This is a genomic window from Burkholderia sp. Bp9142, assembly GCF_003853415.1.
Taxonomy (GTDB): Bacteria; Pseudomonadota; Gammaproteobacteria; order Burkholderiales; family Burkholderiaceae; genus Burkholderia.
The window spans coordinates 1-26,089 of record NZ_QTPP01000009.1 but is presented as its reverse complement, the minus strand read 5'-3'; the positions used below and the strand labels follow the sequence as shown (position 1 = coordinate 26,089).

The 26,089-nt window shown below is 68.4% G+C and carries 29 protein-coding genes and 1 pseudogene; 11 read left to right on the top strand and 19 right to left on the bottom strand.

What is annotated here, in order from left to right; all coding sequences use genetic code 11:
• Window positions 1–106 precede the first annotated feature (106 nt).
• Window positions 107–997 (bottom strand): DMT family transporter, encoded by an 891-nt coding sequence (locus tag DIE22_RS12310; RefSeq protein WP_124496944.1) that lies wholly within the window; start codon window positions 995–997, stop codon window positions 107–109.
• A gap of 133 nt (window positions 998–1,130) precedes the next feature.
• On the opposite strand from DIE22_RS12310, the gene DIE22_RS12305 reads away from it, so the two are divergent.
• On the top strand, window positions 1,131–2,066 hold the full coding sequence (locus DIE22_RS12305; protein WP_124496945.1) for an AraC family transcriptional regulator: 936 nt from the start codon (window positions 1,131–1,133) through the stop codon (window positions 2,064–2,066).
• Between the two features lie 117 nt (window positions 2,067–2,183).
• Here the strand turns inward: DIE22_RS12305 and DIE22_RS12300 are convergent, their stop codons facing one another.
• The 3 genes from DIE22_RS12300 to DIE22_RS38180 all read right to left on the bottom strand — a co-directional run bounded on the left by DIE22_RS12300 (window position 2,184) and on the right by DIE22_RS38180 (window position 4,120).
• Window positions 2,184–3,395 (bottom strand): alanine--glyoxylate aminotransferase family protein, encoded by a 1,212-nt coding sequence (locus DIE22_RS12300; RefSeq protein WP_124496946.1) that lies wholly within the window; start codon window positions 3,393–3,395, stop codon window positions 2,184–2,186.
• Between the two features lie 36 nt (window positions 3,396–3,431).
• Complete coding sequence (locus DIE22_RS38185) at window positions 3,432–3,695, bottom strand: hypothetical protein (protein WP_185640607.1); 264 nt, start codon at window positions 3,693–3,695, stop codon at window positions 3,432–3,434.
• 68 nt (window positions 3,696–3,763) lie between these two features.
• Window positions 3,764–4,120: a hypothetical protein gene (locus tag DIE22_RS38180; RefSeq protein WP_185640606.1), complete on the bottom strand. Its 357-nt coding sequence runs from the start codon at window positions 4,118–4,120 to the stop codon at window positions 3,764–3,766.
• A gap of 26 nt (window positions 4,121–4,146) precedes the next feature.
• Between DIE22_RS38180 and DIE22_RS12290 the strand changes: the two genes are divergently transcribed.
• The 5 genes from DIE22_RS12290 to DIE22_RS12270 all read left to right on the top strand — a co-directional run bounded on the left by DIE22_RS12290 (window position 4,147) and on the right by DIE22_RS12270 (window position 9,726).
• Entirely contained in the window at window positions 4,147–5,133 is a 987-nt protein-coding gene (locus tag DIE22_RS12290) for a LysR family transcriptional regulator (protein ID WP_124496947.1), read from the top strand.
• Window positions 5,134–5,163: 30 nt separating this feature from the next.
• Entirely contained in the window at window positions 5,164–6,162 is a 999-nt protein-coding gene (locus tag DIE22_RS12285) for a 2-hydroxyacid dehydrogenase (protein WP_124496948.1), read from the top strand.
• Window positions 6,163–6,287: 125 nt separating this feature from the next.
• Entirely contained in the window at window positions 6,288–7,037 is a 750-nt protein-coding gene (gene bluB, locus DIE22_RS12280) for a 5,6-dimethylbenzimidazole synthase (RefSeq protein ID WP_124496949.1), read from the top strand.
• A 265-nt stretch (window positions 7,038–7,302) separates the two neighbouring features.
• Window positions 7,303–8,472, top strand: coding sequence for an MFS transporter (locus DIE22_RS12275; protein WP_124496950.1), 1,170 nt, complete (start codon window positions 7,303–7,305; stop codon window positions 8,470–8,472).
• 93 nt (window positions 8,473–8,565) lie between these two features.
• The gene (locus tag DIE22_RS12270; protein ID WP_124496951.1) at window positions 8,566–9,726 is read left to right on the top strand and encodes an MFS transporter; all 1,161 of its coding nucleotides are present in this window, start codon (window positions 8,566–8,568) and stop codon (window positions 9,724–9,726) included.
• 134 nt (window positions 9,727–9,860) lie between these two features.
• Here the strand turns inward: DIE22_RS12270 and fahA are convergent, their stop codons facing one another.
• The 5 genes from fahA to DIE22_RS12245 are packed head-to-tail and all read right to left on the bottom strand — an operon-like array spanning window position 9,861 to window position 15,818.
• Complete coding sequence (gene fahA / locus DIE22_RS12265) at window positions 9,861–11,165, bottom strand: fumarylacetoacetase (RefSeq protein WP_124496952.1); 1,305 nt, start codon at window positions 11,163–11,165, stop codon at window positions 9,861–9,863.
• The gene (gene hmgA, locus DIE22_RS12260; RefSeq protein ID WP_124496953.1) at window positions 11,162–12,496 is read right to left on the bottom strand and encodes a homogentisate 1,2-dioxygenase; all 1,335 of its coding nucleotides are present in this window, start codon (window positions 12,494–12,496) and stop codon (window positions 11,162–11,164) included. The genes fahA and hmgA overlap by 4 nt, the downstream gene beginning before the upstream one ends.
• A gap of 15 nt (window positions 12,497–12,511) precedes the next feature.
• A complete protein-coding gene (locus DIE22_RS12255) occupies window positions 12,512–13,873 on the bottom strand; it encodes an MFS transporter (protein WP_124605195.1) in 1,362 nt (453 codons plus the stop codon).
• The gene (locus DIE22_RS12250) at window positions 13,870–14,100 is read right to left on the bottom strand and encodes a DUF2783 domain-containing protein (protein ID WP_124496955.1); all 231 of its coding nucleotides are present in this window, start codon (window positions 14,098–14,100) and stop codon (window positions 13,870–13,872) included. Before DIE22_RS12250 ends, DIE22_RS12255 begins: the two co-directional genes overlap by 4 nt.
• Window positions 14,101–14,141: 41 nt before the next feature.
• Window positions 14,142–15,818, bottom strand: coding sequence for an FAD-dependent oxidoreductase (locus DIE22_RS12245; RefSeq protein WP_124605194.1), 1,677 nt, complete (start codon window positions 15,816–15,818; stop codon window positions 14,142–14,144).
• A gap of 379 nt (window positions 15,819–16,197) precedes the next feature.
• Between DIE22_RS12245 and DIE22_RS12235 the strand changes: the two genes are divergently transcribed.
• Window positions 16,198–17,001 carry an EAL domain-containing protein gene (locus DIE22_RS12235; protein ID WP_124496957.1) on the top strand — a complete coding sequence of 268 codons (804 nt, stop codon included), beginning with the start codon at window positions 16,198–16,200 and terminating at the stop codon, window positions 16,999–17,001.
• Window positions 17,002–17,179: 178 nt separating this feature from the next.
• Here the strand turns inward: DIE22_RS12235 and DIE22_RS12230 are convergent, their stop codons facing one another.
• Together DIE22_RS12230 and DIE22_RS12225 are read right to left on the bottom strand one after the other, a co-directional pair.
• The gene (locus tag DIE22_RS12230; RefSeq protein ID WP_124496958.1) at window positions 17,180–17,590 is read right to left on the bottom strand and encodes a GFA family protein; all 411 of its coding nucleotides are present in this window, start codon (window positions 17,588–17,590) and stop codon (window positions 17,180–17,182) included.
• A 126-nt stretch (window positions 17,591–17,716) separates the two neighbouring features.
• Window positions 17,717–18,508 carry an IclR family transcriptional regulator gene (locus DIE22_RS12225; protein ID WP_124605193.1) on the bottom strand — a complete coding sequence of 264 codons (792 nt, stop codon included), beginning with the start codon at window positions 18,506–18,508 and terminating at the stop codon, window positions 17,717–17,719.
• Window positions 18,509–18,637: 129 nt separating this feature from the next.
• Between DIE22_RS12225 and DIE22_RS12220 the strand changes: the two genes are divergently transcribed.
• Window positions 18,638–19,825: an acyl-CoA dehydrogenase gene (locus DIE22_RS12220; protein WP_124496960.1), complete on the top strand. Its 1,188-nt coding sequence runs from the start codon at window positions 18,638–18,640 to the stop codon at window positions 19,823–19,825.
• 141 nt (window positions 19,826–19,966) lie between these two features.
• Here the strand turns inward: DIE22_RS12220 and DIE22_RS12215 are convergent, their stop codons facing one another.
• Entirely contained in the window at window positions 19,967–20,605 is a 639-nt protein-coding gene (locus tag DIE22_RS12215; protein WP_124496961.1) for a peroxiredoxin, read from the bottom strand.
• Between the two features lie 329 nt (window positions 20,606–20,934).
• On the opposite strand from DIE22_RS12215, the gene DIE22_RS12210 reads away from it, so the two are divergent.
• From DIE22_RS12210 to DIE22_RS12200, 3 genes are all read left to right on the top strand, one after another.
• The gene (locus tag DIE22_RS12210) at window positions 20,935–21,237 is read left to right on the top strand and encodes a YqjD family protein (RefSeq protein WP_124496970.1); all 303 of its coding nucleotides are present in this window, start codon (window positions 20,935–20,937) and stop codon (window positions 21,235–21,237) included.
• Window positions 21,238–21,361: 124 nt separating this feature from the next.
• Entirely contained in the window at window positions 21,362–21,751 is a 390-nt protein-coding gene (locus DIE22_RS12205) for a phage holin family protein (RefSeq protein WP_124496962.1), read from the top strand.
• Between the two features lie 43 nt (window positions 21,752–21,794).
• On the top strand, window positions 21,795–22,238 hold the full coding sequence (locus tag DIE22_RS12200; RefSeq protein WP_124496963.1) for a DUF3318 domain-containing protein: 444 nt from the start codon (window positions 21,795–21,797) through the stop codon (window positions 22,236–22,238).
• Between the two features lie 74 nt (window positions 22,239–22,312).
• On the opposite strand, the gene DIE22_RS12195 is transcribed toward DIE22_RS12200, so the two are convergent.
• From DIE22_RS12195 to glyA, 7 genes and pseudogenes are all read right to left on the bottom strand, one after another.
• Window positions 22,313–22,765: a type IV pilin protein gene (locus DIE22_RS12195; RefSeq protein WP_124605192.1), complete on the bottom strand. Its 453-nt coding sequence runs from the start codon at window positions 22,763–22,765 to the stop codon at window positions 22,313–22,315.
• Window positions 22,762–23,223: a pilus assembly protein gene (locus DIE22_RS12190; RefSeq protein WP_124496971.1), complete on the bottom strand. Its 462-nt coding sequence runs from the start codon at window positions 23,221–23,223 to the stop codon at window positions 22,762–22,764. Before DIE22_RS12190 ends, DIE22_RS12195 begins: the two co-directional genes overlap by 4 nt.
• A 187-nt stretch (window positions 23,224–23,410) precedes the next feature.
• Complete coding sequence (locus DIE22_RS12185; RefSeq protein WP_124605191.1) at window positions 23,411–24,244, bottom strand: PilW family protein; 834 nt, start codon at window positions 24,242–24,244, stop codon at window positions 23,411–23,413.
• Complete coding sequence (locus tag DIE22_RS12180) at window positions 24,234–24,656, bottom strand: hypothetical protein (protein WP_124605190.1); 423 nt, start codon at window positions 24,654–24,656, stop codon at window positions 24,234–24,236. Before DIE22_RS12180 ends, DIE22_RS12185 begins: the two co-directional genes overlap by 11 nt.
• A complete protein-coding gene (locus DIE22_RS12175) occupies window positions 24,653–25,213 on the bottom strand; it encodes a GspH/FimT family pseudopilin (RefSeq protein WP_124496972.1) in 561 nt (186 codons plus the stop codon). Before DIE22_RS12175 ends, DIE22_RS12180 begins: the two co-directional genes overlap by 4 nt.
• Window positions 25,214–25,366: 153 nt before the next feature.
• Window positions 25,367–25,846 carry a transcriptional regulator NrdR gene (gene nrdR / locus DIE22_RS12170; protein WP_006760615.1) on the bottom strand — a complete coding sequence of 160 codons (480 nt, stop codon included), beginning with the start codon at window positions 25,844–25,846 and terminating at the stop codon, window positions 25,367–25,369.
• 6 nt (window positions 25,847–25,852) lie between these two features.
• Window positions 25,853–26,089, bottom strand: a pseudogene (glyA, locus tag DIE22_RS12165) (serine hydroxymethyltransferase); the annotation flags it as partial.

Sequence of the window (26,089 nt, the reverse complement as noted above, 5' to 3'; positions counted from 1 at the left end):
TGCAACCGGAGGATCAAGCCTAGCCCTAAATCAAAACCAAGTCAACCAAGTCAACCAATTCGCGCGATACCCGGACCGGGCCAAGCCGTGCCATATGGCACGCCAGTCACGCCGTGCGCAGAAACAACCTGCGCGTCAGATCGAACGCGACAAGATTGCCGGCCAGCACGAGCAGCAGCCCGATCACCGCGAGCGGCGACCACTGGTAACCTTCGAAGACCGTCGACACGGCCAGGGCAACGATCGGGAACAGCACCGTGCAGTACGCGGCGCGCTCCGGCCCGATCCGGCCGACGAGGGTCAGGTACGCGGTGAACCCGATCACAGAGCCCGGCACCGCGAGATAGACGAGCGCGCCGAGATAGCGCGGGCTCGTATCGATCATGAACGGCAATCCTGCCAGCGCGCTGCCGACCGTCAGAATCGCAGCGCCGATCAGCATCGCCCAGCCGTTGGTCACGAGCGGGTGCAGCCCCATCGACTGCATCCGGCTCGACAGCAGGTTGCCGGCCGAGAAGCACATCGTGCCCGCGAACGCGATCGCGAGGCCCGTCCACGTCGCATGATCGTCGAGGTGTCCGGCCATCTGCTGCCAGAACAGGCACGCGATGCCGGTCAGCCCGAGCAGCGCGCCGGCGATCGCGGACGGCCGCAGCGGGCGGCCCATGAACAGCCGGCCGTTGATCGAATTCAGCAGCGGCGCGGTCGAGAAGATCACCGCGACGAGGCCGCTCGGCACGACCTGCTCCGAATAGTAGAAGCACAGGAAATTCAGGCAGAACAGCGCGACGCCCTGCGCGACCAGGTAGCGCCACGCCTCGCGCGGCGGGCGGACCGGCCGGCGCATCACGCGCAGCAGCGCGAACAGCACGGCGGCGGCGAGCCAGAAGCGCCACGCGATCGACACGGGCGGCGGCACGGCGCCCAGCTGCCACTTGATCGCGATCCAGGTGGTGCCCCAGATCAGCACGGTGACGAAATAAAGCGACAGGTTCATGGCGGCAACGATGCGGAACGAGTGAAACGGACTCCGACTATGCCGGCGCCCCGCCCGCGCGGATTGTCCGGAATTGCGCTCTTTTTCTCGCCGCCGCACGGCGCGCATCACGCGCGCTTATACTCGTCGCACCATGAGTTCGCCCCTGTACGCCCCGCCCGTCGATCATGCGGCCGCCCTTGCCGGCGGTGCGCTGCCGTTCGGCCTGCAGTCGGTGTGCCGCACGCTCGCCGACGCGAACGCGACGCTCGAGCGTTTCACGTGGCTCGGCGACCATCTCGCGATCGCCGAATGGACGCGCATCACCGACGAAAGCGAGACGATCTACGAACAGCCCGGCCACCACACGCTGTCGTGCTATCTCGACGGCGGCTACCGGACGGAGCGCGAACGCGTGCCGCGCTACGGCGCGCCGAGCCTGCTGTGCGCGTTGCCGGGCGACCATGAATCACGCTGGTGGGTGCGCGGCGAGATGCACTTCATCCACCTGTACTTCCTGCCCGAGCACTTCACGCAGCGCGCGATCCGCGAGCTCGATCGCGAGCCGCGCGAACTGAAGCTCGCCGACCGCACCTATTTCGAGGATGCGCGCGTCGCCGCGCAGTTCCGGTCGCTCGCGCTGGAGCGCTGGGACGATGCCGACGGGCGGCTACGCGTGAATGAGGCCGCGCACGACGTGCTGAGCCTGCTGCTGCGCGGCCAGAGCACGACGCGCACCGACGTGCCGTTCCGCGGCGGGCTCGCGCCGGCCGTGCGGCGCCGCGTGCGCGACTATATCGACAGCTACCTGTCGCAGCCGCTGACGCTCGGCGAACTGGCGGACGTCGCCGCGCTGTCCGAATACCACTTCTCGCGGATGTTCCGGCTGTCGTTCGGCCGCGCGCCACATGCGTGGGTCGCCGAGCAGCGACTCGCGCGGGCGCGCCTGCTGCTGCGCACGACGGCGCTGCCGCTCGCGCAGGTCGCCGCCGAATGCGGCTACGCGAACGCCGGCCACTTCAGCCACCGCTTTCGCGACGCACACGGCACGACGCCGAATGCATACCGGCGCGCGATGCAGGGCGGCTGAGCACGGTTGACGAAAGGCGGCCAGGCCGGCCGACCGTCGTTCGCCATACCGGGGGCAGTTGCCGACCGCCGGGCCGGAAGCGCCGCAAGCGCGCCCCCCGCGCGGGTTCCCCGTGGCTTACACGCCTCGCTGCGACAGTTCCTGCTCGAGCGCGGCCACGCCGGCCGGCAGGTCGACCGGTACCTTCAGATCGACCATCGTGCGGCCGAACGCATGCAGCGTGCGGAACAGGTTGTGTTCGCGGCACTGCTCGCCCATCTGTCCGATCCGCACGATCGGCAGCCCGAACGAGCCCGATATCTCGACCTGGTACTGCTTCGAGATATGGCCGCACACCATGCCGGGCGTGAGCCCTTCGGGCGTCTCGATCCCGACCACCGAATTGAGCCGGCAGTCCTTCGGCGCATAAAGCGTGAGCCCCATCGCCTCGACGCCCGCCTGCAGCGCGAGCGAGCAGCGCAGGTGGCGCGCGAAGCGGCTTTCGAGCGTCTCCGCACAGACGAGGCGCAGCGCCTCGTGCAGCGCGAGCACGCCCGACACCGGCGCCGTGTAGTGATAGCCCGCGTTGTGCCAGAAGTTCTCCGCGAGCGCCATGTCGAGGCACCAGTGCGCGTTCGGTTCCGGACGCTGCTTCATCCGCTCCCACGCGGCGTCGGAGAATGCGATCAGCGACACGCCGGGGATCGACGACAGCCCCTTCTGGCCGCCGGTGATCACCGCGTCGATGCCCCACGCGTCCATCTCGAGCGGCATCGTCGACAGCGTGCACACCGCGTCGACGACAACCAGCGCGCCGGCCGCCTTCGCGAGTGCCGCGATGTCGCGCAGGTCGCGGTTCCACACGGTGTTCGACGTCTCGCCCTGCACGATCGTCACGATCTCGGGCCGCTCGCGCGCGATCGCGTCCGCGATCTCGTCGAGGCTCGCGACCGAGCGGTCGGCCACTTCGAGCGTCGCGACGTCGGCGCCGACGCGCGTCGCCATCTCGGCCATCCGCGCGCTGAAGAAGCCATTGCGGATCGACAGCACGCGCGTGCCGCGCCACGCGAGGTTCGAGATCGCCATTTCCATCGCGGCGGAGCCGGGGCCGGCGACGCCGAGCACCCATTTCGTGCGGGTCTGGAACACGTAGCGCGCCATCTCCTTCACCTGCTCGATGATCTTCGCCATCGTCGCGCCGAGGTGGTTGATCACGATCGTGTTCGCCTTCGCGACGGCGGCCGGGATCGGGACCGGGCCGGCCCCCATCATCAGCAGCGGTTCTTCGGGCAGGATCGCGTCGAGCGGCACGACGACGGGACAGGGAATCGGCGAGTAATCGATGGACATGGCTGGCAAAAGAGGAAGGAAGAAAACGCACGGACGTCATCCGCCGCACGGCATGGCGAACTGATCGATGATTCCGCGTTCCGCGGCCGCGCGCAAGAGGCACGCGCGGCCGGACAGCGTGATGCTGGCCCGGTCGACGGACCGGGCCAGCCGGCCGCGCACACGTCGCACGATCGGGTTTCGTATTGTCGCGGCATTGCCGGCCGCATGCGAAACGGTTCCATTCGCGGTTCGATCCCCCGCGATTTTCTCCGGCAATATTGCGACGATTTCCCGATGCGGACGTTCAGTACGGTCCACGCATCGACTGGAATACTGGCCATCACGGCAAAAATCGCGAAGGCGAAATCGGGCGGCGAAAACCGAACCTATTCAAAACTCCACAATCTCGACATCAATTGGTGAGCGACTTCACCCATTACCGCATCCAGCCGCACCGAATCAAACACAAGGCATTGATTAACATACGAAATATTCAAATACCCGGCAGCCGACTTCAATGCGCCACCGACTATCCCCGGCGCACGCTTGCGACCCCACCTCGTTAAAGCGATACCCGTGATTTCGATTTTCCGCAACCCGCCCCTTTTCTCAGGTTGACGGATATCGCTTCTGTAATCAACAATCGTCTGCAGAATCGAAAACCGATTTTTCGATACGGACCAGAACCGCGGGTTGCGCGACGGTTTCCAGGTCGTGCCACGAAAAATCACCACCAGAATCAATCAACCGGGCCAGAAATCCGCGAGCCATGAACCAGATTCAGACCATGCGTGTGTTCGTCTGCGTCGCCGAGCAGCAGAGCTTCCGGCGCGCGGCGCACCATCTAGGCGTATCCAATGCGCTCGTCACGCGTTCGATCGCGATGCTCGAGTCTCACCTGAACACGCGGTTGATCCACCGCACCACGCGCAACCTGTCGCTGACCGAGGCAGGCCTGCGCTACCTCGACGGCTGTCGCGCGCTGCTCGAGGAATTCGATCATCTCGAGGCATCCGTCGCGCATGCAGTGCGCGAGCCGGCCGGCACGCTGCGGGTCGTCGCGTCGGGCCTGCTGTCGCCGCTCGCGCTGACGCCGCTCGTCAGCAGTTTCCGGCACCGCTATCCCGAGCTGCGCGTGCAGCTCACCGTCGCCGAAGGGCCGCTCGACGTGCTGGATTCGGGCTACGACGTCGGCATCGTGACCGGCAACCGGCTCGACGGCAACCCGACACTGATCGGCCACGCACTCGCGCCGAACCCGTTCGTCGCCTGCGCGGCGCCCGCCTATCTCGAACGTCGCGGCGAGCCGCGCGCGCCCGACGACCTGCCTGGCCACGACTGGGTCGCACTCGCACCGCACCAGCATGCGCCCGCGTGGCGGCTGGTCGGCCACGACGGCGTCACGCATTCGATCACCGTGCGCCCGACCTGCACGGTCAACCAGCTGGCGCTCGTGCAGGCGGCGGCCGTCGCCGGGTCCGGCATCGCAGTGCTGCCCGAGCCGAGCGTCGCCGACGCGCTCGCCGCCGGCACGCTGGTGCGGCTGCTGTCCGCCTACCGGATCGACGACCCGGACGCGCAGCTGTCGCTCGTCTACCCGAACCGCCAGTACGTGCCGGCCCGCACCCGCAGCTTCGTCGAGCACGCGCTCGAGCATTTCGGCGTGCAGGCGGCCCGCGAGCGGACCGGCTATGGCTTCCTGCGCACGACCGATCGCGTCGATGTCGTCACGGGCCGGCAGACGGGCCTGCAGTAAACTGCACGCGACAGCCATCGGAGGTGCAGCGTGCGCGTGATCCTGTTCAGCAGCCGGCAGTACGACGACGAATCGTTTACTGCCGCCAACCGGCAGTTCGGCTATCGGCTGCACTTCCAGCCGTCGCATCTCGACGCGGAAACCGCGATCCTCGCGCACGGTTATGAGGTCGTCTGTCCGTTCGTCAACGACACCGTCGACGCGGCCGTGCTCGAACGGCTCGCCGACGGCGGCACGCGCCTCATCGCACTGCGCTCGGCCGGCTTCAACCATGTCGACCTGGCGGCCGCCGAGCGGCTCGGCATCGCGGTCGTGCGCGTGCCCGCGTATTCGCCGCATGCGGTCGCCGAGCACGCGGTCGCGCTGATCCTCGCGCTCAACCGCCGGCTGCCGCGCGCGGTCGCGCGCACGCGCGAAGGCGACTTCTCGCTGAACGGGCTGCTCGGCTTCGACCTGCACGGCAAGACCGTCGGCGTGATCGGCACCGGCCTGATCGGCCGCGTGTTCGCGAAGATCATGATGGGCTTCGGCATGCACGTGCTCGCGCACTCGATGCCGCCGCACGACGACGAACTGATCGCGTTCGGCGCGCGCTACGTCGAGCTCGACGAACTGCTGCACCATGCCGACATCGTCAGCCTGCACTGCCCGCTGCTGCCGTCGACGCATCATCTGATCAATGCGCAGACGCTCGCGCGGATGAAGCACGGCGCGATGCTGATCAATACCGGCCGCGGCGGCCTCGTCGACGCGCAGGCGCTGGTCGACGCGCTCAAGAGCGGCCAGCTCGGCCATCTCGGGCTCGACGTGTACGAGGAGGAAAGCGGCCTCTTCTTCGAGGATCATTCCGACCTGCCGCTGCAGGACGACGTGCTCGCGCGCCTGCTGACGTTCCCGAACGTGATCGTCACGTCGCACCAGGCGTTCTTCACGCGCGAGGCGCTCGCCGAGATCGCGCACACGACGCTGCTGAACATCGAGGCGTGGCACGCCGGCACGCCGACCAACGTCGTCACGACCGGACGCTGATCCACGGCATTCCGCGTTCGGCGCACGCGATCCGTCAACGATGCGCCATTTTGTTTCGACTGATGTAACGCCGCACGCGCGGCGTCTGCTATCGTTGCGCCGACCTCCCCCTGCTTCGGCCACTCATGCGTTTCGACGACTCCGCCCTTGCCGCGGTCTACCGCGCCATCTTCGAACGGCGCGACATGCGCCACTTCACGCCGGCGCCCGTCGATCCGGCCACGCTCGCGCGGTTGCTGCGCGCCGCGCACCACGCGCCGAGCGTCGGCTTCATGCAGCCGTGGCGCTTCATCCGCATCACCGACGCCGCGTTGCGCACCGCGATCCATGCACTGGTCGAGGCCGAGCGCCGCGCGACCGCCGACGCGCTCGGCGAGCGGCAGGACGAATTCATGCGGCTGAAGGTCGAAGGCGTGCGCGAATGCGGCGAGTTGCTGGTCGTCGCGCTGACCGACGATCGCGAGCGCCACGTGTTCGGCCGCCGCACGCTGCCGGAGATGGACCTCGCGTCCGCCGCCTGCGCGATCCAGAACATGTGGCTCGCCGCGCGCGCCGAAGGGCTCGGGATGGGCTGGGTGTCGCTGTTCGACGTCGACGCGCTGCGCACGCTGCTCGGCATGCCGGCCGGCGCGAAGCCGATCGCGGTGCTGTGCGTCGGACATGTCGACGCGTTCTATGCGAAACCGATGCTCGAGGAGGAGCGCTGGGCCGCACGGATGCCGATCGAAGCCTGCCTGTTCGAAAACGGCTGGGACGCGCCGGCGACGCAGGCCGCCGATCGCGCGGCGACCGCCGGGTCGGCGCCGTCGCCCGAGGTTTGCGCAGCGGACGGCGGCTCCGGCCCGGCACCAGCCGGGACGCTTCCCGACCGGTAACCGTGCGCACGGCGCGTGGCATGGACGCGCCGCCAGCCTCGCTCCGACCCGATATTTCGCCACGCCGCCGCCGTCGAACACACCGCCAGATCCCACACTGTGGCGCGACCGCACCCGTACCGCGTCGCACGCCGGCAACATCCGTTTTGACCCCGAGCATAGGGGTTTTCACTGAAGTAGAATCGCGGCTGACGCCTCCCCGCCCCGCCCGTCCCGCGCATCCCGCGCCGGCTTCGGGCCGCGGTCTTTTCCGTAGCCCACCGCGATGCCCTTGCCTCTTTTCGCCCTTGCCGTCGCCGCATTTGGAATCGGTACCACCGAGTTCGTGATCATGGGGCTGCTGCCCAACGTCGCCCGCGACCTCGGCGTGTCGATCCCGGCCGCCGGGATGCTCGTGTCCGGCTACGCGCTCGGCGTGACGATCGGCGCGCCGATCCTCGCGATCGTCACCTCGAAGATGCCGCGCAAGCGCGCGCTGATGGGCCTGATCGGACTGTTCATCGCCGGCAACCTGTTCTGCGCGATCGCGCCCGGCTATGCGGTGCTGATGGCCGCGCGCGTCGTCACCGCGTTCTGCCACGGCGCCTTCTTCGGAATCGGCTCGGTGGTCGCGAGCAACCTCGTCGCGCCGAACCGCCGCGCGCAGGCGATCGCGCTGATGTTCACCGGCCTCACGCTCGCGAACGTGCTCGGCGTGCCGCTCGGCACCGCGCTCGGCCAGGCCTACGGCTGGCGCGCGACGTTCTGGGCCGTCACCGGCATCGGCATCGCCGCGGCCGCCGCGCTCGCGGTATGCCTGCCGAAGCATCTCGCGATGCCCGACACCAGCATCACGCGCGAATTCAGCGTGCTGAAGCACCCGCAGGTGCTGATGGTGCTCGGCATCAGCGTGCTCGCGTCCGCGAGCCTGTTCAGCGTGTTCACGTACATCACGCCGATCCTCGAGGACGTGACGGGCTTCTCGCCGCGCCAGGTCACCTACGTGCTGCTGCTGTTCGGCCTCGGCCTGACCGTCGGCGGCACGCTCGGCGGCAAGCTCGCCGACTGGCGCCGGATGCCGTCGCTGATCGCGACGCTCGCGCTGATCGGCATCGTCCTCGCGCTGTTCGCCGGCACGATGCACCTGCCGTTCGCCGCGCTCGCGACGATCTTCGTGTGGGGCATCCTCGCGTTCGCGATCGTGCCGCCGCTGCAGATCCTGATCGTCGATCGCGCGAGCGATGCGCCGAACCTCGCGTCGACGCTGAACCAGGGCGCATTCAACCTCGGCAACGCGACGGGCGCGTGGCTCGGCGGGATGGCGATCGGCTCCGGCGTGTCGCTCGTGAACCTGCCGTGGGTCGGTGCCGCGATGGCCGTCGCGGCGCTCGCGCTCACGCTCTGGTCGGCATCGCTCGAACGCCGCCCGGTGAGCGGGCCGGCCGGCTACGTGTAACGCAACGGCCATTCATTCGTTGCGCACGCAACGCCATTCGAACCTGACGGCCTTCATGGACCTTTCAAGGCCCCCGGTGTAGCATCCCCGCCGATGAAAGCCATTCTCAATCGCGATTTCCTCGCGCTGATCCTGAGCGTCGCGGTCGTCGGCCTCGGCACCGGCGCCACGCTGCCGCTCACCGCGCTCGCACTGACCGAAGCCGGACACGGCACCAACGTCGTCGGCATGCTGACAGCCGCGCAGGCCCTGGGCGGCCTCGCGGTCGTCCCGTTCGTCACCGCGCTCGCGCGACACATCGGCTCGCGCCGCGCGATCGTCGTGTCGGTCGTGCTGCTCGCCGCGGCCACCGCGCTGATGCAGTTCACGTCGGACCTGGTCCTGTGGGGCGTGCTGCGCGTGCTGTGCGGCGCGGCGCTGATGCTGCTGTTCACGATCGGCGAAGCGTGGGTCAACCAGCTCGCCGACGATTCGACACGCGGCCGCGTGGTCGCGATCTACGCGACCAATTTCACGCTGTTCCAGATGGCGGGCCCCGTGCTCGTCAGCCAGATCGCCGGCGCGACGAGCATCCGCTTCGCGCTGTGCGGCGCGCTGTTCCTGCTCGCGCTGCCGACGCTCGCGACGATCCGGCGCGCGCCGCTCGCCGGCGACGACGCGCATCACGAACAACACGACCACTGGCTCGCGGTGCTGCCGCGCATGCCCGCGCTGATCATCGGCACCGGCTTCTTTGCGCTGTTCGACACGCTCGCGCTGTCGCTGCTGCCGCTCTATGCGATGGATCATGGCGTCGCGAGCGCGACCGCCGTGCTGCTCGCATCGATCATGCTGCTCGGCGACACCGCGATGCAGTTCCCGATCGGCTGGCTCGCGGACAAGCTCGGTCGCGAACGCGTGCACCTCGGCGCGGGCTGGATCGTGCTCGCGGGCCTGCCGCTGCTGCCGTTCGTCATCGCGAATCCGTGGCTGTGCTGGCCGCTGCTGTTCGCGCTCGGCGCGGCGGCCGGCAGCATCTACACGCTGTCGCTCGTCGCGTGCGGCGAACGCTTCCGCGGCGCGGCGCTCGTCACCGCGAGCTCGCTCGTGTCGGCATCGTGGAGCGCCGCGAGCTTCGGCGGCCCGCTGGTTGCGGGCGCATTGATGGAGCAGCTGGGCAGCAATGCACTGATCGGCGTGCTGGTCGTCTGCGTCACCGCGTTCGTTGCGGCCGCACTATGGGAACGACGCGCCGCGTTGCAGCGCGCGGTCTGACGCCGATGCCGGCGCGCGGCGCCACGCATCGGTACGCACAAGCGCACACGCACCGCCGCTCGCCGGCAAAACGAAAGCGGCCCGCGCAATGCGGGCCGCCCTGTCCTTACGGATCACACGTTGCGTGTTACGTATTACGCGCTGCGCGCCGGCAGGATCTTGCCTGCACACGCGCCGAAGCCGACGCGATAGCCATCGCCCTGGCACCAGCCCGCGAGCGTGAGTTCGTCGCCGTCCTCGATGAACGCGCGGCTGCCGCCACCGTTCAGCGCGAGCGGCTCCTTGCCGTTCCACGTCAGCTCGAGCAGGCTGCCGAACGCATCCCGGGTCGGCCCGCTGATCGTCCCCGAACCCATCAGGTCGCCGACGCGCGTGTTGCAGCCCGCGACCGTGTGATGCGCAAGCTGCTGCGCCATCGTCCAGTACATGTGCCTGAAGTTGGTCCGGCAGATCGACGTCGCTTCGGCGGCCCCCTCCACGCGCAGCGTCACTTCGAGCGCGATGTCGAACGCGTGCCTGCCCGCGTGCCGCAGATATGCGAGCGGCTGCGGCGACTGCTCGGGCTGCGCGACGCGGAACGGTTCGAGCGCGTCGAGCGTGACGATCCACGGCGAGATCGTCGTCGCGAAGGTCTTCGCGTTGAACGGGCCGAGCGGCACGTATTCCCACTGCTGGATGTCGCGCGCGCTCCAGTCGTTCAGCAGCACCATCCCGAAGATGTGCGCTTCGGCGTCCTCGCACGCGATCGGTTCGCCAAGCGCGTTGCCGCGGCCGACGATGAAACCCGTCTCCAGCTCGATGTCGAGCTTGCGGCACGCACCGAACACCGGACGCTCCTGGTCGGGCAGCTTCAGTTGCCCGTTCGGGCGCCGCACCGGCGTGCCGCTCACGACCACCGACGACGCGCGGCCGTTGTAGCCGATCGGCATCTCCGACCAGTTCGGCAGGAGCGCATTCTTCGGATCGCGGAACATCGAGCCGACGTTGGTCGCGTGTTCCTTCGACGAATAAAAATCGGTGTAGCCGGGAATGTCGACCGGCAGATGCAGCGTCGCGTCGCGCTGCGCGACGAGCACCTGCGCGCGCAGCGCGGCATCATCGCGCAGCCGCGCGTGGTCGCGCGAGAACAGGTCGGACAGCTGCACGCGCACGCTGCGCCATGCGTCGCGGCCGAGCGCGATGAACGCGTTGAGCGTCGGCACGGCGAACACGTCGGCGCCGGCCGGCAGCGTCACGAGGCCCGCGCGCGCAAGCGCGGCGAGGTCGACGACCTGGTCGCCGAGCGCGACGCCCGCACGGCGCGCCGCCTGCTTCGCGTCGCTGAAGATCCCGAACGGCAGGTTCTGGATCGGGAAATCGCAGGCGGGATCGTTCGCCGTCTCGACCCAGCTCTTGCGAGCCGGGTCGAGCGTCGCGCGCCAGTCTTGGGTGTCGCTCATCGCTGCTCCGGATTGAAGTGTTTCTTGATGCCTTGCCAGCATTCGAAGTAGTCGGCCTGCAGCTGCGCGGTGTCGAGCGCGTAGCGCGTCGGCCGGATCAGCGTGCGGGTTTCGAACATGAACGCCATCGTCGCGTCGACCTTGTGCGGCTTCGTCGTGTCGCTCGCGGACGCCTTCTCGAAGGTGTCCGCGTCGGGCCCGTGGCCCGACATGCAGTTGTGCAGGCTCGCGCCGCCCGGCACGAAGCCCTCGGCCTTTGCGTCGTACGCGCCGTGCACCAGCCCCATGAATTCGCTCGCGACGTTGCGGTGGAACCAGGGCGGGCGGAACGTATCCTCGGCCGCGAGCCAGCGCGGCGGGAAGATCACGAAGTCGATCGAGTCGACGCCCGGCGTGTCGCTGGGCGACTGCAGCACGAGGAAGATCGACGGATCGGGATGGTCATAGCTGATCGAGCCGATGGTGTTGAACAGGCGCAGGTCGTATTTGACCGGCGCGTAGTTGCCGTGCCACGCGACGACGTCGAACGGCGAATGGCCGATGTCCGCGCGCCAGAGGCGCCCGTTCAGCTTCGCGACCAGCTCGAACGCGCCTTCGCGATCCTCGTACGCGGCCTGCGGCGTGAGGAAGTCGCGCGGGTTCGCGAGCCCGTTCGAGCCGATCGGGCCGAGGTCCGGCAGGCGCAGCAGCGCGCCGAAGTTCTCGCAGATGTAGCCGCGCGCGTCGCCGTCCGGCAGCGCGACGGAGAAACGCACGCCGCGCGGGATCACCGCGATCTCGAACGGCTCGACGTCGAGCCGGCCGAATTCAGTCGCGATGAAGAGCCGTCCCTGCTGCGGCACGATCAGCAGTTCGCCGTCGGCGCTGTAGAAGAAGCGGTCCTGCATCGAGCGGTTCGCCGCATACAGGTGGATCGCGCAGCCGTTCATCGCGGCCGCCGAGCCGTTGCCGGCCATCGTCACGAGCCCTTCGACGAAATCGGTCGGCTCGACCGGCATCGGCAGCGGATCCCAGCGCAGCTGGTTCGGCGGCGTCGGCGGCACGTCGGCCGAGTCGCCGAATTCCGACACGAGCCGCTGCGGGCCCGTGAACGGCTCGAACGGCCGGTGCACGGCCGCCGGCCGGATCCGGTACAGCCACGAGCGGCGGTTGTGGCTGCGCGGCGCGGTAAACGCGGTGCCCGACAGCTGCTCCGCATACAGCCCGTAGGGTGCGCGCTGCGGCGAGTTGCGGCCGTGCGGCAGCGCGCCGGGCAGCGCCTCGGTCGCGAATTCGTTCGCGAAACCGCTCAGGTAGCCGGCTCTCGCCGGTTTCGACAGGTCAAGCGTCATCGTTTCCTTTCTCCATCAATTCATGGCGGCGTTCGGCGCCTGCGCGCCGTTGCGCCGCGTGACGCCGGCCAGTCCCAGCACGAACAGCGCCGAGCACAGCACCGGCACCGCGGCCGCATGGAACAGCGCGCCGTTGGTCCAGTTGAGCGCAATCAGTTGTCCGCCGACGAGCGGCCCGAGCACCGAGCCGATCCGGCCGATGCCGAGGCTCCAGCCGATGCCGGTCGAGCGCAGCGACGTCGGGTAATACTGGCCCGCGAGCGCGTTCACGGCCGGCTGCCCGCCGACCACGCAGAAGCCGCCCGCGAACACGACGAGCAGCAGCCACGGCAGCGCATGCGCGACCGAGCCGATCAGTCCGACCGAGACGGCCGCGCAGGCGAAGCACGCGAACAGCACACGCACGAAGCCGTGGCGTTCGATGAACCAGCCGAGCGACAGCGTGCCGACCACGCCGCCCGTCTGCAGCACCGTGCCGACGATCACTGCCGTGCCCGGCGCATAACCCGCATCGCGCATCACGGTCGGCAGCCAGTTCGACAGGAAGTACAGATCGATCAGGTTCATGAAGCTGATGGCCCACAGCAGCAGCGTGACCGGCCGGCGGCCATCGCGGAACAGCTCGGCGACCGGCGCGCCGCTCGCCGCGCGCTCGCGCACGACGACGCGCGTGCTCGCATCGATGCCGGCCTGCGGCGCGAAGCGCGCGAGCCACGCGCGTGCCTGCGCGTCGCGCCCTTTCAGCACCAGGAACTGCAGCGACTCGGGCAGGCGCGCGAACATCGCGAGCGTCAGCACCAGCGGCACCGCGCCGCCGACGAAGAACACCGAGCGCCAGCCGAGCGCCGGAATCAGCGCGGCGCTGATGAAGCCGCCGATCGCGGCGCCGAGCGTGAAGCCGCACGACACGATCATCATCCGCTTCACGCGATGCACGGCCGGGCTGAACTCGCCGACCAGCGCCATCGCGTTCGGCATGATGCAGCCGAGGCCCAGGCCCGTGACGAAGCGCAGCGCCATCAGCACCGGGATCGAGCCCGCGAACGGGGTCGCGAGCATCGTCACCGCGAAAAACAGCGTCGCGCCGATCAGCACCGGGCGCCGCCCGATCCGGTCGGCCAGCACCGACAGCCCGAGCGCGCCAAGCAGCATCCCGAACAGGCTCGCGCTGAACACGGGCCCAAGCGCCTGCTTCGGCACGCCCCATTCGGCGATCACGCTGGGCGCGACATAACCCATCGCCTGCGCGTCGAAGCCGTCGATCACGAGGCACAGCCCGCACAGCACGAGCAGCATCCAGTGAAAGGCCGGGCGATGGGTCTCGTCGATCACGCGCTCGACTTCGAGCACGCGCGCGTCGGCCGGCGCCGCGCTCATTGCGCAACCTCGGCGGCCGGATGCACGGGCGGGCTCACGCCCTGGCGCGCGAGCGCCATCGCTTCGCGCAGCACGTCGGCGTCGCCGATCTGGTTCGCGAGCAGCAGGATCAGCTTCGCGTTGACGAGCTGGCTGTCGGCGTCCGACAGGTCGCGATGCATGTCGATCAGCGCTTCGTAGAACGCGTCCGGGTCGGCCAGGCGCGGGCGGGTGTCGAGTCGGGGCATGACGGGTGTCTCCGGTGTCGTTGTCGTGTCCAATGCGATGGTCAGCGTGCGCAGGTCGCGCGCGCCAGTGCGTCGGCGATCGCCTGGCGATCGAGCGTGCGCATCCGTGCGCACACGTGCTGGTCGGGGCGCAGCAGGTAGAACGTGCCGGGCTTCGCGTCGTAGCGCTGCGCGGCGAAACCGTCGACGTCCTCCACGACGTCGACACCGGCCACCGGTTGCGCCTGCCCGGCCGGCACGACCAGCACGGGCCGCACCGGCAGCGCGAGGCCGTCGAGCGCCTGCACGAGCGCGGCCGCGTCTCCCGGCAGCCCGAACAGCACGCCCGCGAAGCCGTCGCCCAGATGCCGCAGCAGCCAGCCCGACGCGCCCTGCGCGCGCACCGGCGCATCGGCTGCCGCGGCACCCGCGCGCATCGCGCACGCGAACGCGTCGCCGTTGCGGTCCGGCGTGTTCAGCGGCGAATCGGCCAGCACGGCCGGCACCGACAGGCGGCCGCTGTTCACGAGCTTGCGCGCGAACTCGCAGTCGCGCGCGAGCTTCAGCGTCGCGTCGCGGAACACGCGCGACACCGCGCTCTTCGGCGTGATGAAGTCGGTCGAGCGCGTCGAATTGCGGATGTTCTCGTCGGCCGCGAACTCGCGCTCGCTCGCATAGGTGTCGAGCAGGCGGTCGTCCGCGCGGCCGTCGAGCACGAGCTTCAGCTTCCACGCGAGGTTGTCCGCGTCCTGCACGCCGCTGTTCGCGCCGCGCGCGCCGAACGGCGACACGCCGTGCGCGGAATCGCCGGCGAACAGCACGCGGCCGTGCCGGAACGTATCCATCCGCTGGCAGCGGAACGTATAGACGCTCACCCATTCCAGTTCGAACTCGACGTCCGCCCCGAGCAGCGCGCGTACGCGCGGGATCACGCGCTCCGGCTGCTTCTCGGCGACCGGATCGGCGTCCCAGCCAAGCTGGAAGTCGATCCGCCACACGTTGTCGGGCTGGCGGTGCAGCAGCACCGACTGGTTGCGGTGAAACGGCGGATCGAACCAGAACCAGCGCTCGGTCGGGAATTCCGCCTTCATCTTCACGTCGGCGATCAGGAAGCGGTCCTTGAACGTGCGGCCGCGGCTCTCGAGGCCCATCGCCGCGCGCATCGGGCTGCGCGAGCCGTCGGCCGCGATCACGTACTGCGCGCGCAGCGTCTCGATGCCTTCCGGCGTCTCGACGGTCAGCGCCGCGTGGTCCGCCGACTGCGCGACGCCCGTCACCTTGTGCTTCCAGCGAATCTCCAGATTCGGCAGCTCGAACGCGCGCTCGGCCAGATAGCCTTCGACGTAGTACTGCTGCAGGTTGATGAACGCGGGGCGCGCATGCCCTTCCTCCGGCAGCAGGTCGAACGCGTACAGCTGTTCGTCCTGCAGGAACACCTTGCCGACGTGCCAGCTCACCCCCTTGTCGACGAAGCGCTCGCCGCAGCCGAGCCGGTCGAAGATCTCGAGCGTGCGCTTCGCGAAGCAGATCGCACGCGAGCCCGTCGACAGCGTGTCGTCGTCGTCGAGCAGCATGACCGGCACGCCTTGCTGCGCCAGGTCGATCGCGGCCGACAGGCCCACCGGGCCCGCGCCGACGACGATCACCGGGCGGATGGCCGTGTCGTCTTCGGCGGCGCGCGCCGCGCGCGGCCGGTAGTCGAACTTCAGCGTCTGGTAATCGATGCTCATGGTCGCCATCCGCTCCTCAGCCCTGCCGCGCGCACGCCGGCGCGCGACCCGTCGTTCCGCCCACGCCCGTTGCCCGCCGCTGTCGCGGCCCGCCCTGCTCAGCCCACTTCCTGTCACCCGCCACGTCTCGCTCCTTGCTTCCTGTTGATTCGATTCGGGACACGACGCCGCTCCGGGCGCCCGAACGCCGCTTTTCTTGATCGGCGACACATCCTTAGATTTACGAATAGTAAAACCAATTACGAATAGTGAAATCAACGTAAACCCTAGCCATCGTCTCGGGGATGGGATAACCATATGAGCGAAACGCCAAGCCGAGCCGGGCGCGCGCTGCTAATATCGAGACATGAGGCGGCCCTTTCGGCCGCCATTTTTCCTTCCCACGCCGATGATTCCGCCCAACATTCCCGAGCTGGTCGTCCGTGCCGGGCAACTGCCGTATCTGCGGGAACACCTTGCGCTCGCCGAGGGCGGCACCGCGTGCGCACATCTGCCGGAGCGCACGCTCGCGAGCGCCTACGAACCCATCTACGACGTGACGATGCCCGGCGCACCGCAGTCGACGTCGTTCGCGGATGCGATCGAGCGCTACGGCGACGAGCTCGGCTTCCAGGCCGTCACGCTGGTCACGGGCGCCCCGCACGACCCGGTCGACTCGGCCGTCGACGACCAGGCGCTCGTCGCGATCGACCGGCTGTCGCGCGCGCTGCACGCGATCAACTTCTTCGGCGCGCAACGCCACGGGCTGCTGTTCCTGCGCGTGCACGAGCGGCTGCTCAAGAGCGTGAAGTACGACCACGGGAAGCATTTCTCGTCGGTGCTGCAGCGTTTCGGGCTGCCGACCGAGCGGATCGTGATCGAGCTGCCGGCGGTCGCGGTCGCGCACAAGACCTTCCTCGGCTACCTGACGCGCAGCTACCAGCATCACGGCTTCAAGGTCGCGGACAAGCTGCCCGACCCGGGCCGGATCCTCGCGGTCGAATCGGAGATGGCGCGGCCCGACTACATCAAGATCGATGCGGGCATCGCGCTGCGCGACGGGATGGTGAAGGCGCTGGTCGCGTATGCGCAGCGCGTGAGGATTCCGCTGATTTTCGACGGCGTCGTCGACGAGACGCAGTGCGAGCTGCTGCGCCAGCACGACGTGCGGTTCATGCAGGGGCCGGTGTTCGCGAAGGTCGTCACGGCCTGAGCCGGGCGCGTGACTGACAGGCGCGCCGGACGGCGGATTGCGATGTCGTATTGCTGCAGGAATCGGGTGTCAGCGTGCCTCGTCACCCGATGCCGGCCGGTTCCTGGTCCGCTCGCGCGGCAAGATCGAACGCGCCTGCTCGCGGATTCGCTGGCGGCGCATCGACGCCGACGGCCGCCTACGCTCGTCCACCGTCGTCGTATTTCGGCAGATCGTCGTCGATCTCGATGCCCGGGAAACGGGCCCCGTACCAGACGTGCCACGCGGCACGCAGCCGCGACGGCTCGTCAAGCGTCGCATAGTTGATTTCCACGGTCGTCGGCGCATCGGCCAGCCGGTACTCGAGCTGCGCGCCGCAGCGGCCGCAGAAGCGCCGCTCGCCCCATGCGCTCGACGCATAGACCGTCGGCTCGCCCTGCAGGTACTCGAATGCGTCGATCGGCACCGATGCCGACGCGACCACCGCCGCGCCCGTCGTGCGCTGGCAGAGCCGGCAATGGCAAAAGCCTGCGTCAGCCGGAATGCCGGCGATCCGGTAGCGGATCGAACCGCATGCGCAACCGCCTTCCATCGTTTCCGGGTGTGGCATCGCGAACCTCGTCATGTCGGGAAGCCGGGCAACGATGATGAGCGCGGTTCGCGCGCGGTGCAACCGGCGGCCGCGCGCTTTCCCCGTTCCGGAGAACCGGCGACGCGCGTGCTCGCGGCGTCCGTCTCAGACCGTCTGCCCGAGCCGCTGCGCGAGCGCCTTCAGCTTCGGCCCGACCTGCGTGCGGAACACCTGCTCGTCCATCGACGACGCAGGCCCGCTGCAGCTCAGGATCAGCCAGCGCCCCTCGCGCGGCTCGCGAAACGGCACGGCCGCCGCGTTCACGTCCATGTGCCATGCGCGGAACGAATAGCAGCATCCGCCCGCGGAGAATTCGGCCACCGCATCCTGCGCGGCCGCGACGAGCGCATCCGCATCGGCCGCGCCGCCCGCCGCCCGGTGCAGATCCGCATAGAGCGCGCGGCGCACGTCCTCCGGCTGCACGGCCAGGTACGCGCGCCCCATCGAGCTCGTCAGCATCGACAGCCGCGAGCCGGGCGCGAGCCCGAGCGTCAGCGCGGTTTCGCTGCGGATCGTCTCCAGGTAGATCATGTCGAGCCCGTCGCGGCAGCCGAGCGACACAGCCGCGCCGATCTCGCGCGCGAGCGCCTGCATGTGCGGCCGCGCGAGGTCGAGCGTCCCCGAGCCGGACAGCAGCGCGTAGCCGAGCGACAGCACGCCGGCGTCGAGCGCATACTTTCCGAGCGTCTCGTCGTAGCGCAGGTAGCCGAGCACGGTCAGCGTATAGGCGAGCCGGTTCACCGTCGCCTTCGGCAGCCCGGTGCGCTCCGCGAAGTCGCGATTGCCGAGCATCGTCTCGCCGGGCCGGAATGCGCGCAGCAGGTCGAGCCCGCGCGCGAGCGCAACGACGAACTTGCGTTCGTCGATCGTGGTTTCGTCGATGGTTGAAAGCGTCATCTGATGCTACACTGGGTTCGATTTGCAAAACATTGTTCCGCACAGCGGAACTTCAGTCAAGCGAACTTTAGACATCGGCCCAGGCGACGAAGCCGCCGGCACGGGACTCGACAGACAGGAGATGACACGATGGGCGCCGCAACTTTTCATTGGGACGATCCGCTGCTGCTCGACCAGCAACTGACCGAAGAAGAGCGGATGGTGCGCGATGCCGCGCACGCATACGCGCAGGACAAGCTCGCGCCGCGCGTCACCGAGGCGTTCCGCCATGAACGCACCGACGCCGAGATCTTCCGCGAGATGGGTGAAGTCGGACTGCTCGGCCCGACGATTCCGGAAGAATACGGCGGCCCCGGCCTCAGTTACGTGAACTACGGCCTGATTGCGCGCGAGGTCGAGCGCGTCGACTCCGGCTACCGCTCGATGATGTCCGTGCAGTCGTCGCTCGTGATGGTGCCGATCTTCGAATTCGGCTCCGATGCGCAGAAGCAGAAATACCTGCCGAAGCTCGCAACCGGCGAATGGATCGGCTGCTTCGGGCTGACCGAGCCGAACCACGGCTCCGACCCGGGCAGCATGGTCACGCGCGCGAAGAAGGTACCCGGCGGCTATTCGCTGTCCGGCGCGAAGATGTGGATCACGAACTCGCCGATCGCCGACGTGTTCGTCGTGTGGGCGAAGCTGGAAGAAAACGGCCAGGACGCGATCCGCGGCTTCATCCTCGAGAAAGGCTGGAAGGGCCTGTCGGCGCCCGCGATCCACGGCAAGGTCGGGCTGCGCGCGTCGATCACCGGCGAGATCGTCCTCGACGAGGTGTTCGTGCCCGAAGAGAACCTGATGCCGAACGTGAGCGGCCTGCGCGGCCCGTTCACGTGCCTGAACTCGGCGCGCTACGGGATCGCCTGGGGCGCGCTGGGCGCGGCCGAGTCCTGCTGGCACACCGCGCGCCAGTACGTGCTCGATCGCAAGCAGTTCGGCCGCCCGCTCGCCGCGAACCAGCTGATCCAGAAGAAGCTCGCCGACATGCAGACCGAGATCACGCTCGGCCTGCAGGGCGTGCTGCGTCTCGGCCGGATGAAGGACGAAGGCACGGCGGCCGTCGAGATCACGTCGATCATGAAACGCAACTCGTGCGGCAAGGCGCTCGATATCGCGCGGCTCGCGCGCGACATGCTCGGCGGCAACGGCATCTCGGACGAATTCGGCGTCGCGCGCCACCTCGTGAACCTCGAAGTGGTCAACACCTACGAAGGCACGCACGACATCCACGCGCTGATCCTCGGCCGCGCACAGACGGGCATCCAGGCATTCTTCTGATCATTCGCGTGCGATACGTGGCGCGCTTCGCGTCGCATCGTCGCCGCCGAAACGACACGGCCCGCCCGGCATCGCTGCCGGGCGGGCCGTTTTTCATCGGCGCGCGCGTTCGTCACGCGCCGCCGATGCGTCAGCCGCTGCTTACTTGTTCGGCTGCGGCGTGAGGCGCAGGTACGGACGCACCGCGTTGAAGCCCTTCGGGAAGCGCTTCTTCAGTTCTTCCGGATCCTGCAGCGACGGCACGATCACGACGTCGTCGCCGTCCTTCCAGTTGCCGGGCGTCGCGACCTTGTAGTTGTCGGTCAGTTGCAGCGAGTCGATCACGCGCAGCACTTCGTCGAAGTTGCGCCCGGTGCTGGCCGGATAGGTGATGGTGAGCCGCACCTTCTTGTTCGGGTCGATCACGAACAGCGAGCGGACCGTCAGCGTTTCGTTCGCGTTCGGGTGGATCATGTCATACAGTTGCGAAACCTTGCGGTCCGCGTCGGCGATGATCGGGAAACCGACGACCGTCGACTGCGTTTCGTTGATGTCGTTGATCCAGCCCTGGTGCGATTCGACGCCGTCGACCGACAGCGCGATCACCTTCACGTTGCGTTTCTCGAACTCGCCCTTCAGCTTCGAGGTCAGCCCGAGCTCGGTCGTGCACACCGGCGTGTAGTCGGCCGGGTGCGAAAACAGGACACCCCAGCTGTCGCCCAGCCACTCGTGAAACTTGATGGGGCCCAGGCTCGATTCCTGCTCGAAATCCGGTGCGATGTCGCCAAGACGCAGACTCATGATGTTCCCTCCTCGAACGATGCTGGTTGAAACCGCGCGCTGGGTGGCGCGGGAAAGTCCATCAGCTTACGGGAAGCAATGGGCCGTGCGAACGATTATTCCGTTTGATATTCATACTTTTTTGTCATTTTTACCCGGTGTCGGGGCAGGACGGACGGCCACGGTGGAAACTTTTCGCACGGTTTGCGGCTCTGTTGATGATTACGAGTCGATTACGAGTCGTTTACCATGCGATCTTGCGCCGCCGCCGTGTGTCGTCCCGGCTCGCCAGCAGGCAGGGGTTTCGCTACGATGTGAACCTGCAGCATGACAGCATGAAGGGAGTTGCAATGTCGGAAATCAACAAGGAGAAACTGATGTCGGATATCAAAACCGTTCTCGCGGACGCCGAGGATCTGCTCAAGCAAGCGGCGAGCAGCACGGGCGACCGTGCGGCCGAGTTGCGCGAGAAAGCCATGTCGCGCCTGAAGCAGGCCAAGGAAAAGGCAACCGACGTCCAGGTCGTGGTGGTCGAGAAAGGCAAGAAGGCCGCGCGCGCGACCGACGACTACGTGCACGAGCATCCGTGGACGTCGATCGGCGTCGCCGCCGGCGTCGGCGTGCTGATCGGCCTGCTGGTCAACCGCAAGTAACGCGCTCGGCGCCGTTCCTCCCCATGTGCCGCCCGGTGCGGCGCATGGGTGCCGAAGCCGGCCGGCGGTTCGCCGCCGGCCGGCTTCGACCTAGCCGCTCACTGCGCGCGCAAGCGCCTCATCCATGACGACAGACACCCACCCGCAGCCGTCCGGCCAGGGACCGCTGCGCCGCCTCGTCGGCTCCGCGATCGGCCTCCTGCAGACGCGCCTCGAACTCGTCGGCATCGAACTCGCCGAGGAGAAGGAACGCCTGATGGGCGTGCTGTTCCTCGGGCTCGCGGCCATGATGCTCGCGACGATGGCGCTGATCAGCCTGACCGTGCTCGTCGCGATCGCGTTCTGGGACACCTATCGCTGGCAGTCGCTCGCGGCCATCACCGCGCTGTACGCGATCGCCGGCATCGTATGCGCGCTGAAGGCGCGCTCGGGCCTGCGCGAAGCGCCGACCGTGTTCGAGACCACGCTCGCCGAGCTCGAGAAAGACCGCGAAATTTTCCGCGGCAAGTCGTGAACGCAGTCGCGTTCGCCCCTCTCACCTACTTCGCCGACGCGCCATGAGCCAGAACGTCACGGGCAATTCACCCCGCCCCCATCCGTCGCGATCGAACTGGAGCGCATCGCAGCATCGCGCGCTCCGCAAGGAATTGCTGATCCTGCGATCCGAGGTCGAGCGGCTCGAGCTTGCCGAAGCCGCCGCCGAAATGCGCCACGCGGTCACGCGCTTCAGTTGGCTCAAGGTGTTCATCCCCGGCCTGTCGGGCAGCAAGTTCAGCCAGTCCGCCAGGAACCTGAACGCGAGCCTCGGCCAACTCGTCAACCAGTATCCGATGTTGAGTTCGCTCGCGTCGCTCGTGCTGGCGAAACCCGTTCGCTCGCTGCTGCGCGCGAGCGCGGGCCCCGCGCTGAAGTGGGGCACCGTCGGCTTCGCCGCATGGGAGGTCTACCGGATCTGGAAACAGTCGCGCGACGAGCGCGAAACTGCCGCGAACGACGACTGACACGTGATGACAGACGCGCACGGCCCCGGGCCGTTGCGCGTTTTTCGTGGGCTTTCCGTGCGTTGCCGGCGTGATCAACGCGCGGCCCAGCATGTCCGCTCCCGTGCATCGGTCTCTCCGTCACGCGATCCCGCATTGCCCTTCGTCCCGTCCGAACGCAGCGTGAATGCGCCGCATGCGTCGTCGCGCATCGGCCCTGCATCGAGCGGGCTCGCAACGAGTTCATAGACGACCGGCGCATCGTCGCCAACCGATCGCTGCAGCGCCACGCGATAGACGGCCGGCCCGTCCGGCGGCGCCCGCGCATAGGCGTCCGGCAACGTCCGCGGCAGCGGGCCGTCGAGCATTTCGAGATACTGGGCAGCGCGATACAGCGCGGCAACCGCGGACGTGCGATGCATGCGGGCGACATGCTCGCGATACGACGGGATGCCCCACCCGGCCAGTACGGCGACGATCGCGAGTACGATCATCAGCTCGAGCAACGTGAACGCCGCCGATCGATGCATCAGTACAGGCCCGTTCATCGATGCACCGCCGCGACGCGACGCCAGCGCTGCGCAACGATGCGTCCGTCGCGCAGCGCGACCTGGCTCTGCAGCCAGACCACGCTCGACGCATGGCCGCCGACGCCACGCGCGGTGACGAGGTAAGCACGACTACCTTGCGGACCGACGCCTCGCCACGCCTCGATCAGGCAACGGGGCGGCTGCGCCGCCATCGGCCACGAGGCGAACGGCGCGAATGCCTCGGCGGCGCCCAGCGCAGGCGTACGTCGCCATGCATCCGGTTCGGCGGGCGATGCGGATTCGTCCACGTACGGCGCCCCGCCGCGAAGCAGTCGTCCGGTGCAGGCCGCCAGTGCCGCATCGGCCGCGTGGAATGCAATCAGCCGGTCCGACAACGCACGCGTGCGGCGCGATTCCGTCAGGGCGGATTCGAACCATGTGCCGGTCAGCGCCGCGACCGCCGCACCGACGGCGATCACCGCAGGCAGTGCAAGGCCGGCGTCGCGACGCCAGCCGCGGCTGGCCGATGGAAAACACGTTACTCCGCGGCTCGGCATGATGCCCCCGCCGAGCGCTGCGTGCCGCGAGACGCCACGGCACGCCGCCGCGCACGTCCTGCCGCGATTCGCATCGTGGGCGCAACGAAGCGCCGGTTTGCGTGGATCATCGGAACGCCTCACGGACGTTCGCCGCATCGCGAACGGGATCGACAGTTGCAGGCTCGGCGTTTCGCAACGCGACGATTCGATGCAGCACCAGATGCGCGCGACCGTCCCGCGCAACGGCGGTGCGACCATCACAATCGACATGACGCGCTGGCTCATGCATCGGTTCGCCGCGGGCTCGCACGCACACATGTACGGCGACGACATCGCGCCAGTCGTCGGCCTCCATCGCGTGCGCGTCGACGAACTGCGTGCCTGCACGACGCAGATAACGCACGCGCAACTGGTCGATCCCGGACACGACGGGTTGCGGCGTACCGGGGCGCCCGCTTCCCTCGCAGTACAGCTCGGGCTCGCCCGTCGACGGACTGACATGCGCGTCGAACCGGTTTTCCACGAGCGGCCGCTCACCGGGGGGGCCGACACCCTGCCCGAGACAATCCGACACCTGGGCGCTGATCGTCGGCCACGTCGACACGGCGTCGCCGACATACCGGACCAGCACCGCATCCGATGCTGCGCGCACGGCTTCGCAGCGCACCTGTGTGCCATCGCCTCGCACGCGCCCCGCGGAACAGCCGAACACCGGCGGCAACGACGACGCACCTTCGACATCGAGCGGGCGAAACCCGGCCATCTGGATCTGCTGGCCGATCAGCATCAATGCGGTCGCGGCCGCGTCGCGCATCCGGAACCCGTCTTCCGCGCGCCGCTGCGCGACGCGCTGGGCGTGATACAGCGCACCGGCGGCGGCAAGCACGAGCAGACCGACGGTCATCGCGATCAGCACTTCGAGCAGCGTATGCGCGCGGATGCGGCGATCAGCGGTCATCGGTATTGGCATTGGCCTCGGCCTCCTGAAACGGAATCCGCACGCACGACGGCGGCTTCAACGTTACCGCGGCGCCTTCGCATCGCGTCGACGCCGCCGCGTCGGCGTCGCGCCAGCCGACCATCACGTAGCGGATACCGCCCGGCCCGCCGTCGAGCGTCATCGTGCCGCCGGGCAACGACGCGGCCGCGAGCGCCGCGATGCCATCGCCAGCGTCTGCGCCGGCGTGCCGGCGCTCGATGCGTGCGTCGGCCAGCCACAGCGCACGTTCACGCCAGATCGTCGCCCGCTGCGCGCGCGTCATCGCGAGTTGGCTGCCGGCCACGGCCAGCATCACGGCCGCGAGCAGCGCGAGGGCCAGCACCGCTTCGAGCAGCGACGTGCCGTGCATCAACCTGCGCGCGCGCTTCATGCCGCGTCGCAACGACCGGCGACGACGCGCGCCCGGCCGCCCGCCGCGATCCGGACGCAACGCGACACGCGTGCGTCGTCGCCGGACAACGCGCGCTGCGGACGCAATTCGAAACGCCTGATCCCGCCGATCACCTGGCCCGCCGGCGGCGCGAACGCCAGATCGTGCGCGGCGCCCGCGACAGCGATGTCGACATCGCTCGGATAGCGCCGCAGCACGCGCGACCGCCCGTCGAACTGCCCGCTGACGATCCAGCCGCACGACCATTCCGCCGGGTCGCACCGCTCGCCGGAACGCACGCAGTCGCCGTCGCGCCCGGCCCTGCACAGCGTGACGCGCACGCCGAGACGCGCCGCCTCGGTGCGCGCGAACGACAGCGCACCGAGCAGCGCGCGAGAGCGGGCATCCACGCGTTCGCGCATGCGCCACTGATCGAATGCAGGGGCTGCGTAAAGTCCGATCGCGGCCGCCAGCGCGATCGCCACCATCAACTCGACGAGCGTGAAGCCGCCGCAGCATCGCATGCTTTTTTCAACGGCCTGCCGGTGCAGTCCCATCGCCATCGCCCTCCGTCAACGTGATGCGACGACTGTAGCGACGCGAGCGAACACGCGCCATTGGCCGGACGGCCGACTGGCGACATGCGATCGCGGCCGACACAATCGGCACGAACCGAACCCACGGAGAAGACGATGAACGAACGCAGCGCGTCAGCGCTTACGCGGAGGCTTGGAGGGGGACGCGCGACGGAACTCTTCGATCACGTCGGCAAATTCGGAAACGTCCTCGAACCGGCGGTAAACCGATGCGAAACGGACATAGGCAATCGTATCGAGACCGCGCAACTCGTTCATCACGAGTTCGCCGAGCTTCTCGCTACGCACTTCACGCTCGCCGGTCGCGAGCAGTTGATATTCGATGCGGGCGACCGCCGCGTCGATCGCGTCAGCCGCAACCGGGCGCTTGCGCAGCGCGAGTTGCATGCTGGCGACGATCTTGCGGCGGTCGAATTCCGTGCGGCTGCCGTCCTTCTTCACGACGGCCGGCAGATTCAGCTCGACCCGCTCGTACGTCGTGAAGCGCTTGTCGCAAGCCGAGCAGCGACGGCGCCGACGAATCGCGGCGCCATCTTCGGACACGCGCGAGTCGACGACCTGCGTGTCTTCATGCCGGCAGAACGGGCAGCGCATGCTGGATCAGCGATAGACCGGGAAACGCTTGGTCAGCTCGGCCACTTGCGCGCGCACGCGCTCGATCGTCGCCGCATCTTCCGGCGCTTCCAGCACGTCGGCAATCAGGTTGCCGACCTGTTCGGCTTCCGCCGCGCCAAAACCGCGCGTCGTCATCGCCGGCGAACCCAGGCGGATGCCGCTCGTCACGAACGGCTTTTCCGGATCGTTCGGGATCGCGTTCTTGTTCACCGTGATGTGCGC

Coding starts and splice junctions, on each gene's coding strand:
- DIE22_RS12310 (WP_124496944.1), bottom strand. CDS start 997: ATGAACCTGTCGCTTTATTTCGTCACCGTGCTGATCTGGGGCACCACC.
- DIE22_RS12305 (WP_124496945.1), top strand. CDS start 1,131: ATGAGTTCGCCCCTGTACGCCCCGCCCGTCGATCATGCGGCCGCCCTT.
- DIE22_RS12300 (WP_124496946.1), bottom strand. CDS start 3,395: ATGTCCATCGATTACTCGCCGATTCCCTGTCCCGTCGTCGTGCCGCTC.
- DIE22_RS12290 (WP_124496947.1), top strand. CDS start 4,147: ATGAACCAGATTCAGACCATGCGTGTGTTCGTCTGCGTCGCCGAGCAG.
- bluB (WP_124496949.1), top strand. CDS start 6,288: ATGCGTTTCGACGACTCCGCCCTTGCCGCGGTCTACCGCGCCATCTTC.
- DIE22_RS12275 (WP_124496950.1), top strand. CDS start 7,303: ATGCCCTTGCCTCTTTTCGCCCTTGCCGTCGCCGCATTTGGAATCGGT.
- DIE22_RS12270 (WP_124496951.1), top strand. CDS start 8,566: ATGAAAGCCATTCTCAATCGCGATTTCCTCGCGCTGATCCTGAGCGTC.
- fahA (WP_124496952.1), bottom strand. CDS start 11,165: ATGAGCGACACCCAAGACTGGCGCGCGACGCTCGACCCGGCTCGCAAG.
- hmgA (WP_124496953.1), bottom strand. CDS start 12,496: ATGACGCTTGACCTGTCGAAACCGGCGAGAGCCGGCTACCTGAGCGGT.
- DIE22_RS12255 (WP_124605195.1), bottom strand. CDS start 13,873: ATGAGCGCGGCGCCGGCCGACGCGCGCGTGCTCGAAGTCGAGCGCGTG.
- DIE22_RS12250 (WP_124496955.1), bottom strand. CDS start 14,100: ATGCCCCGACTCGACACCCGCCCGCGCCTGGCCGACCCGGACGCGTTC.
- DIE22_RS12245 (WP_124605194.1), bottom strand. CDS start 15,818: ATGGCGACCATGAGCATCGATTACCAGACGCTGAAGTTCGACTACCGG.
- DIE22_RS12235 (WP_124496957.1), top strand. CDS start 16,198: ATGATTCCGCCCAACATTCCCGAGCTGGTCGTCCGTGCCGGGCAACTG.
- DIE22_RS12230 (WP_124496958.1), bottom strand. CDS start 17,590: ATGCCACACCCGGAAACGATGGAAGGCGGTTGCGCATGCGGTTCGATC.
- DIE22_RS12225 (WP_124605193.1), bottom strand. CDS start 18,508: ATGACGCTTTCAACCATCGACGAAACCACGATCGACGAACGCAAGTTC.
- DIE22_RS12220 (WP_124496960.1), top strand. CDS start 18,638: ATGGGCGCCGCAACTTTTCATTGGGACGATCCGCTGCTGCTCGACCAG.
- DIE22_RS12215 (WP_124496961.1), bottom strand. CDS start 20,605: ATGAGTCTGCGTCTTGGCGACATCGCACCGGATTTCGAGCAGGAATCG.
- DIE22_RS12210 (WP_124496970.1), top strand. CDS start 20,935: ATGTCGGAAATCAACAAGGAGAAACTGATGTCGGATATCAAAACCGTT.
- DIE22_RS12205 (WP_124496962.1), top strand. CDS start 21,362: ATGACGACAGACACCCACCCGCAGCCGTCCGGCCAGGGACCGCTGCGC.
- DIE22_RS12200 (WP_124496963.1), top strand. CDS start 21,795: ATGAGCCAGAACGTCACGGGCAATTCACCCCGCCCCCATCCGTCGCGA.
- DIE22_RS12195 (WP_124605192.1), bottom strand. CDS start 22,765: ATGAACGGGCCTGTACTGATGCATCGATCGGCGGCGTTCACGTTGCTC.
- DIE22_RS12185 (WP_124605191.1), bottom strand. CDS start 24,244: ATGACCGCTGATCGCCGCATCCGCGCGCATACGCTGCTCGAAGTGCTG.
- DIE22_RS12180 (WP_124605190.1), bottom strand. CDS start 24,656: ATGAAGCGCGCGCGCAGGTTGATGCACGGCACGTCGCTGCTCGAAGCG.
- DIE22_RS12175 (WP_124496972.1), bottom strand. CDS start 25,213: ATGGGACTGCACCGGCAGGCCGTTGAAAAAAGCATGCGATGCTGCGGC.
- nrdR (WP_006760615.1), bottom strand. CDS start 25,846: ATGCGCTGCCCGTTCTGCCGGCATGAAGACACGCAGGTCGTCGACTCG.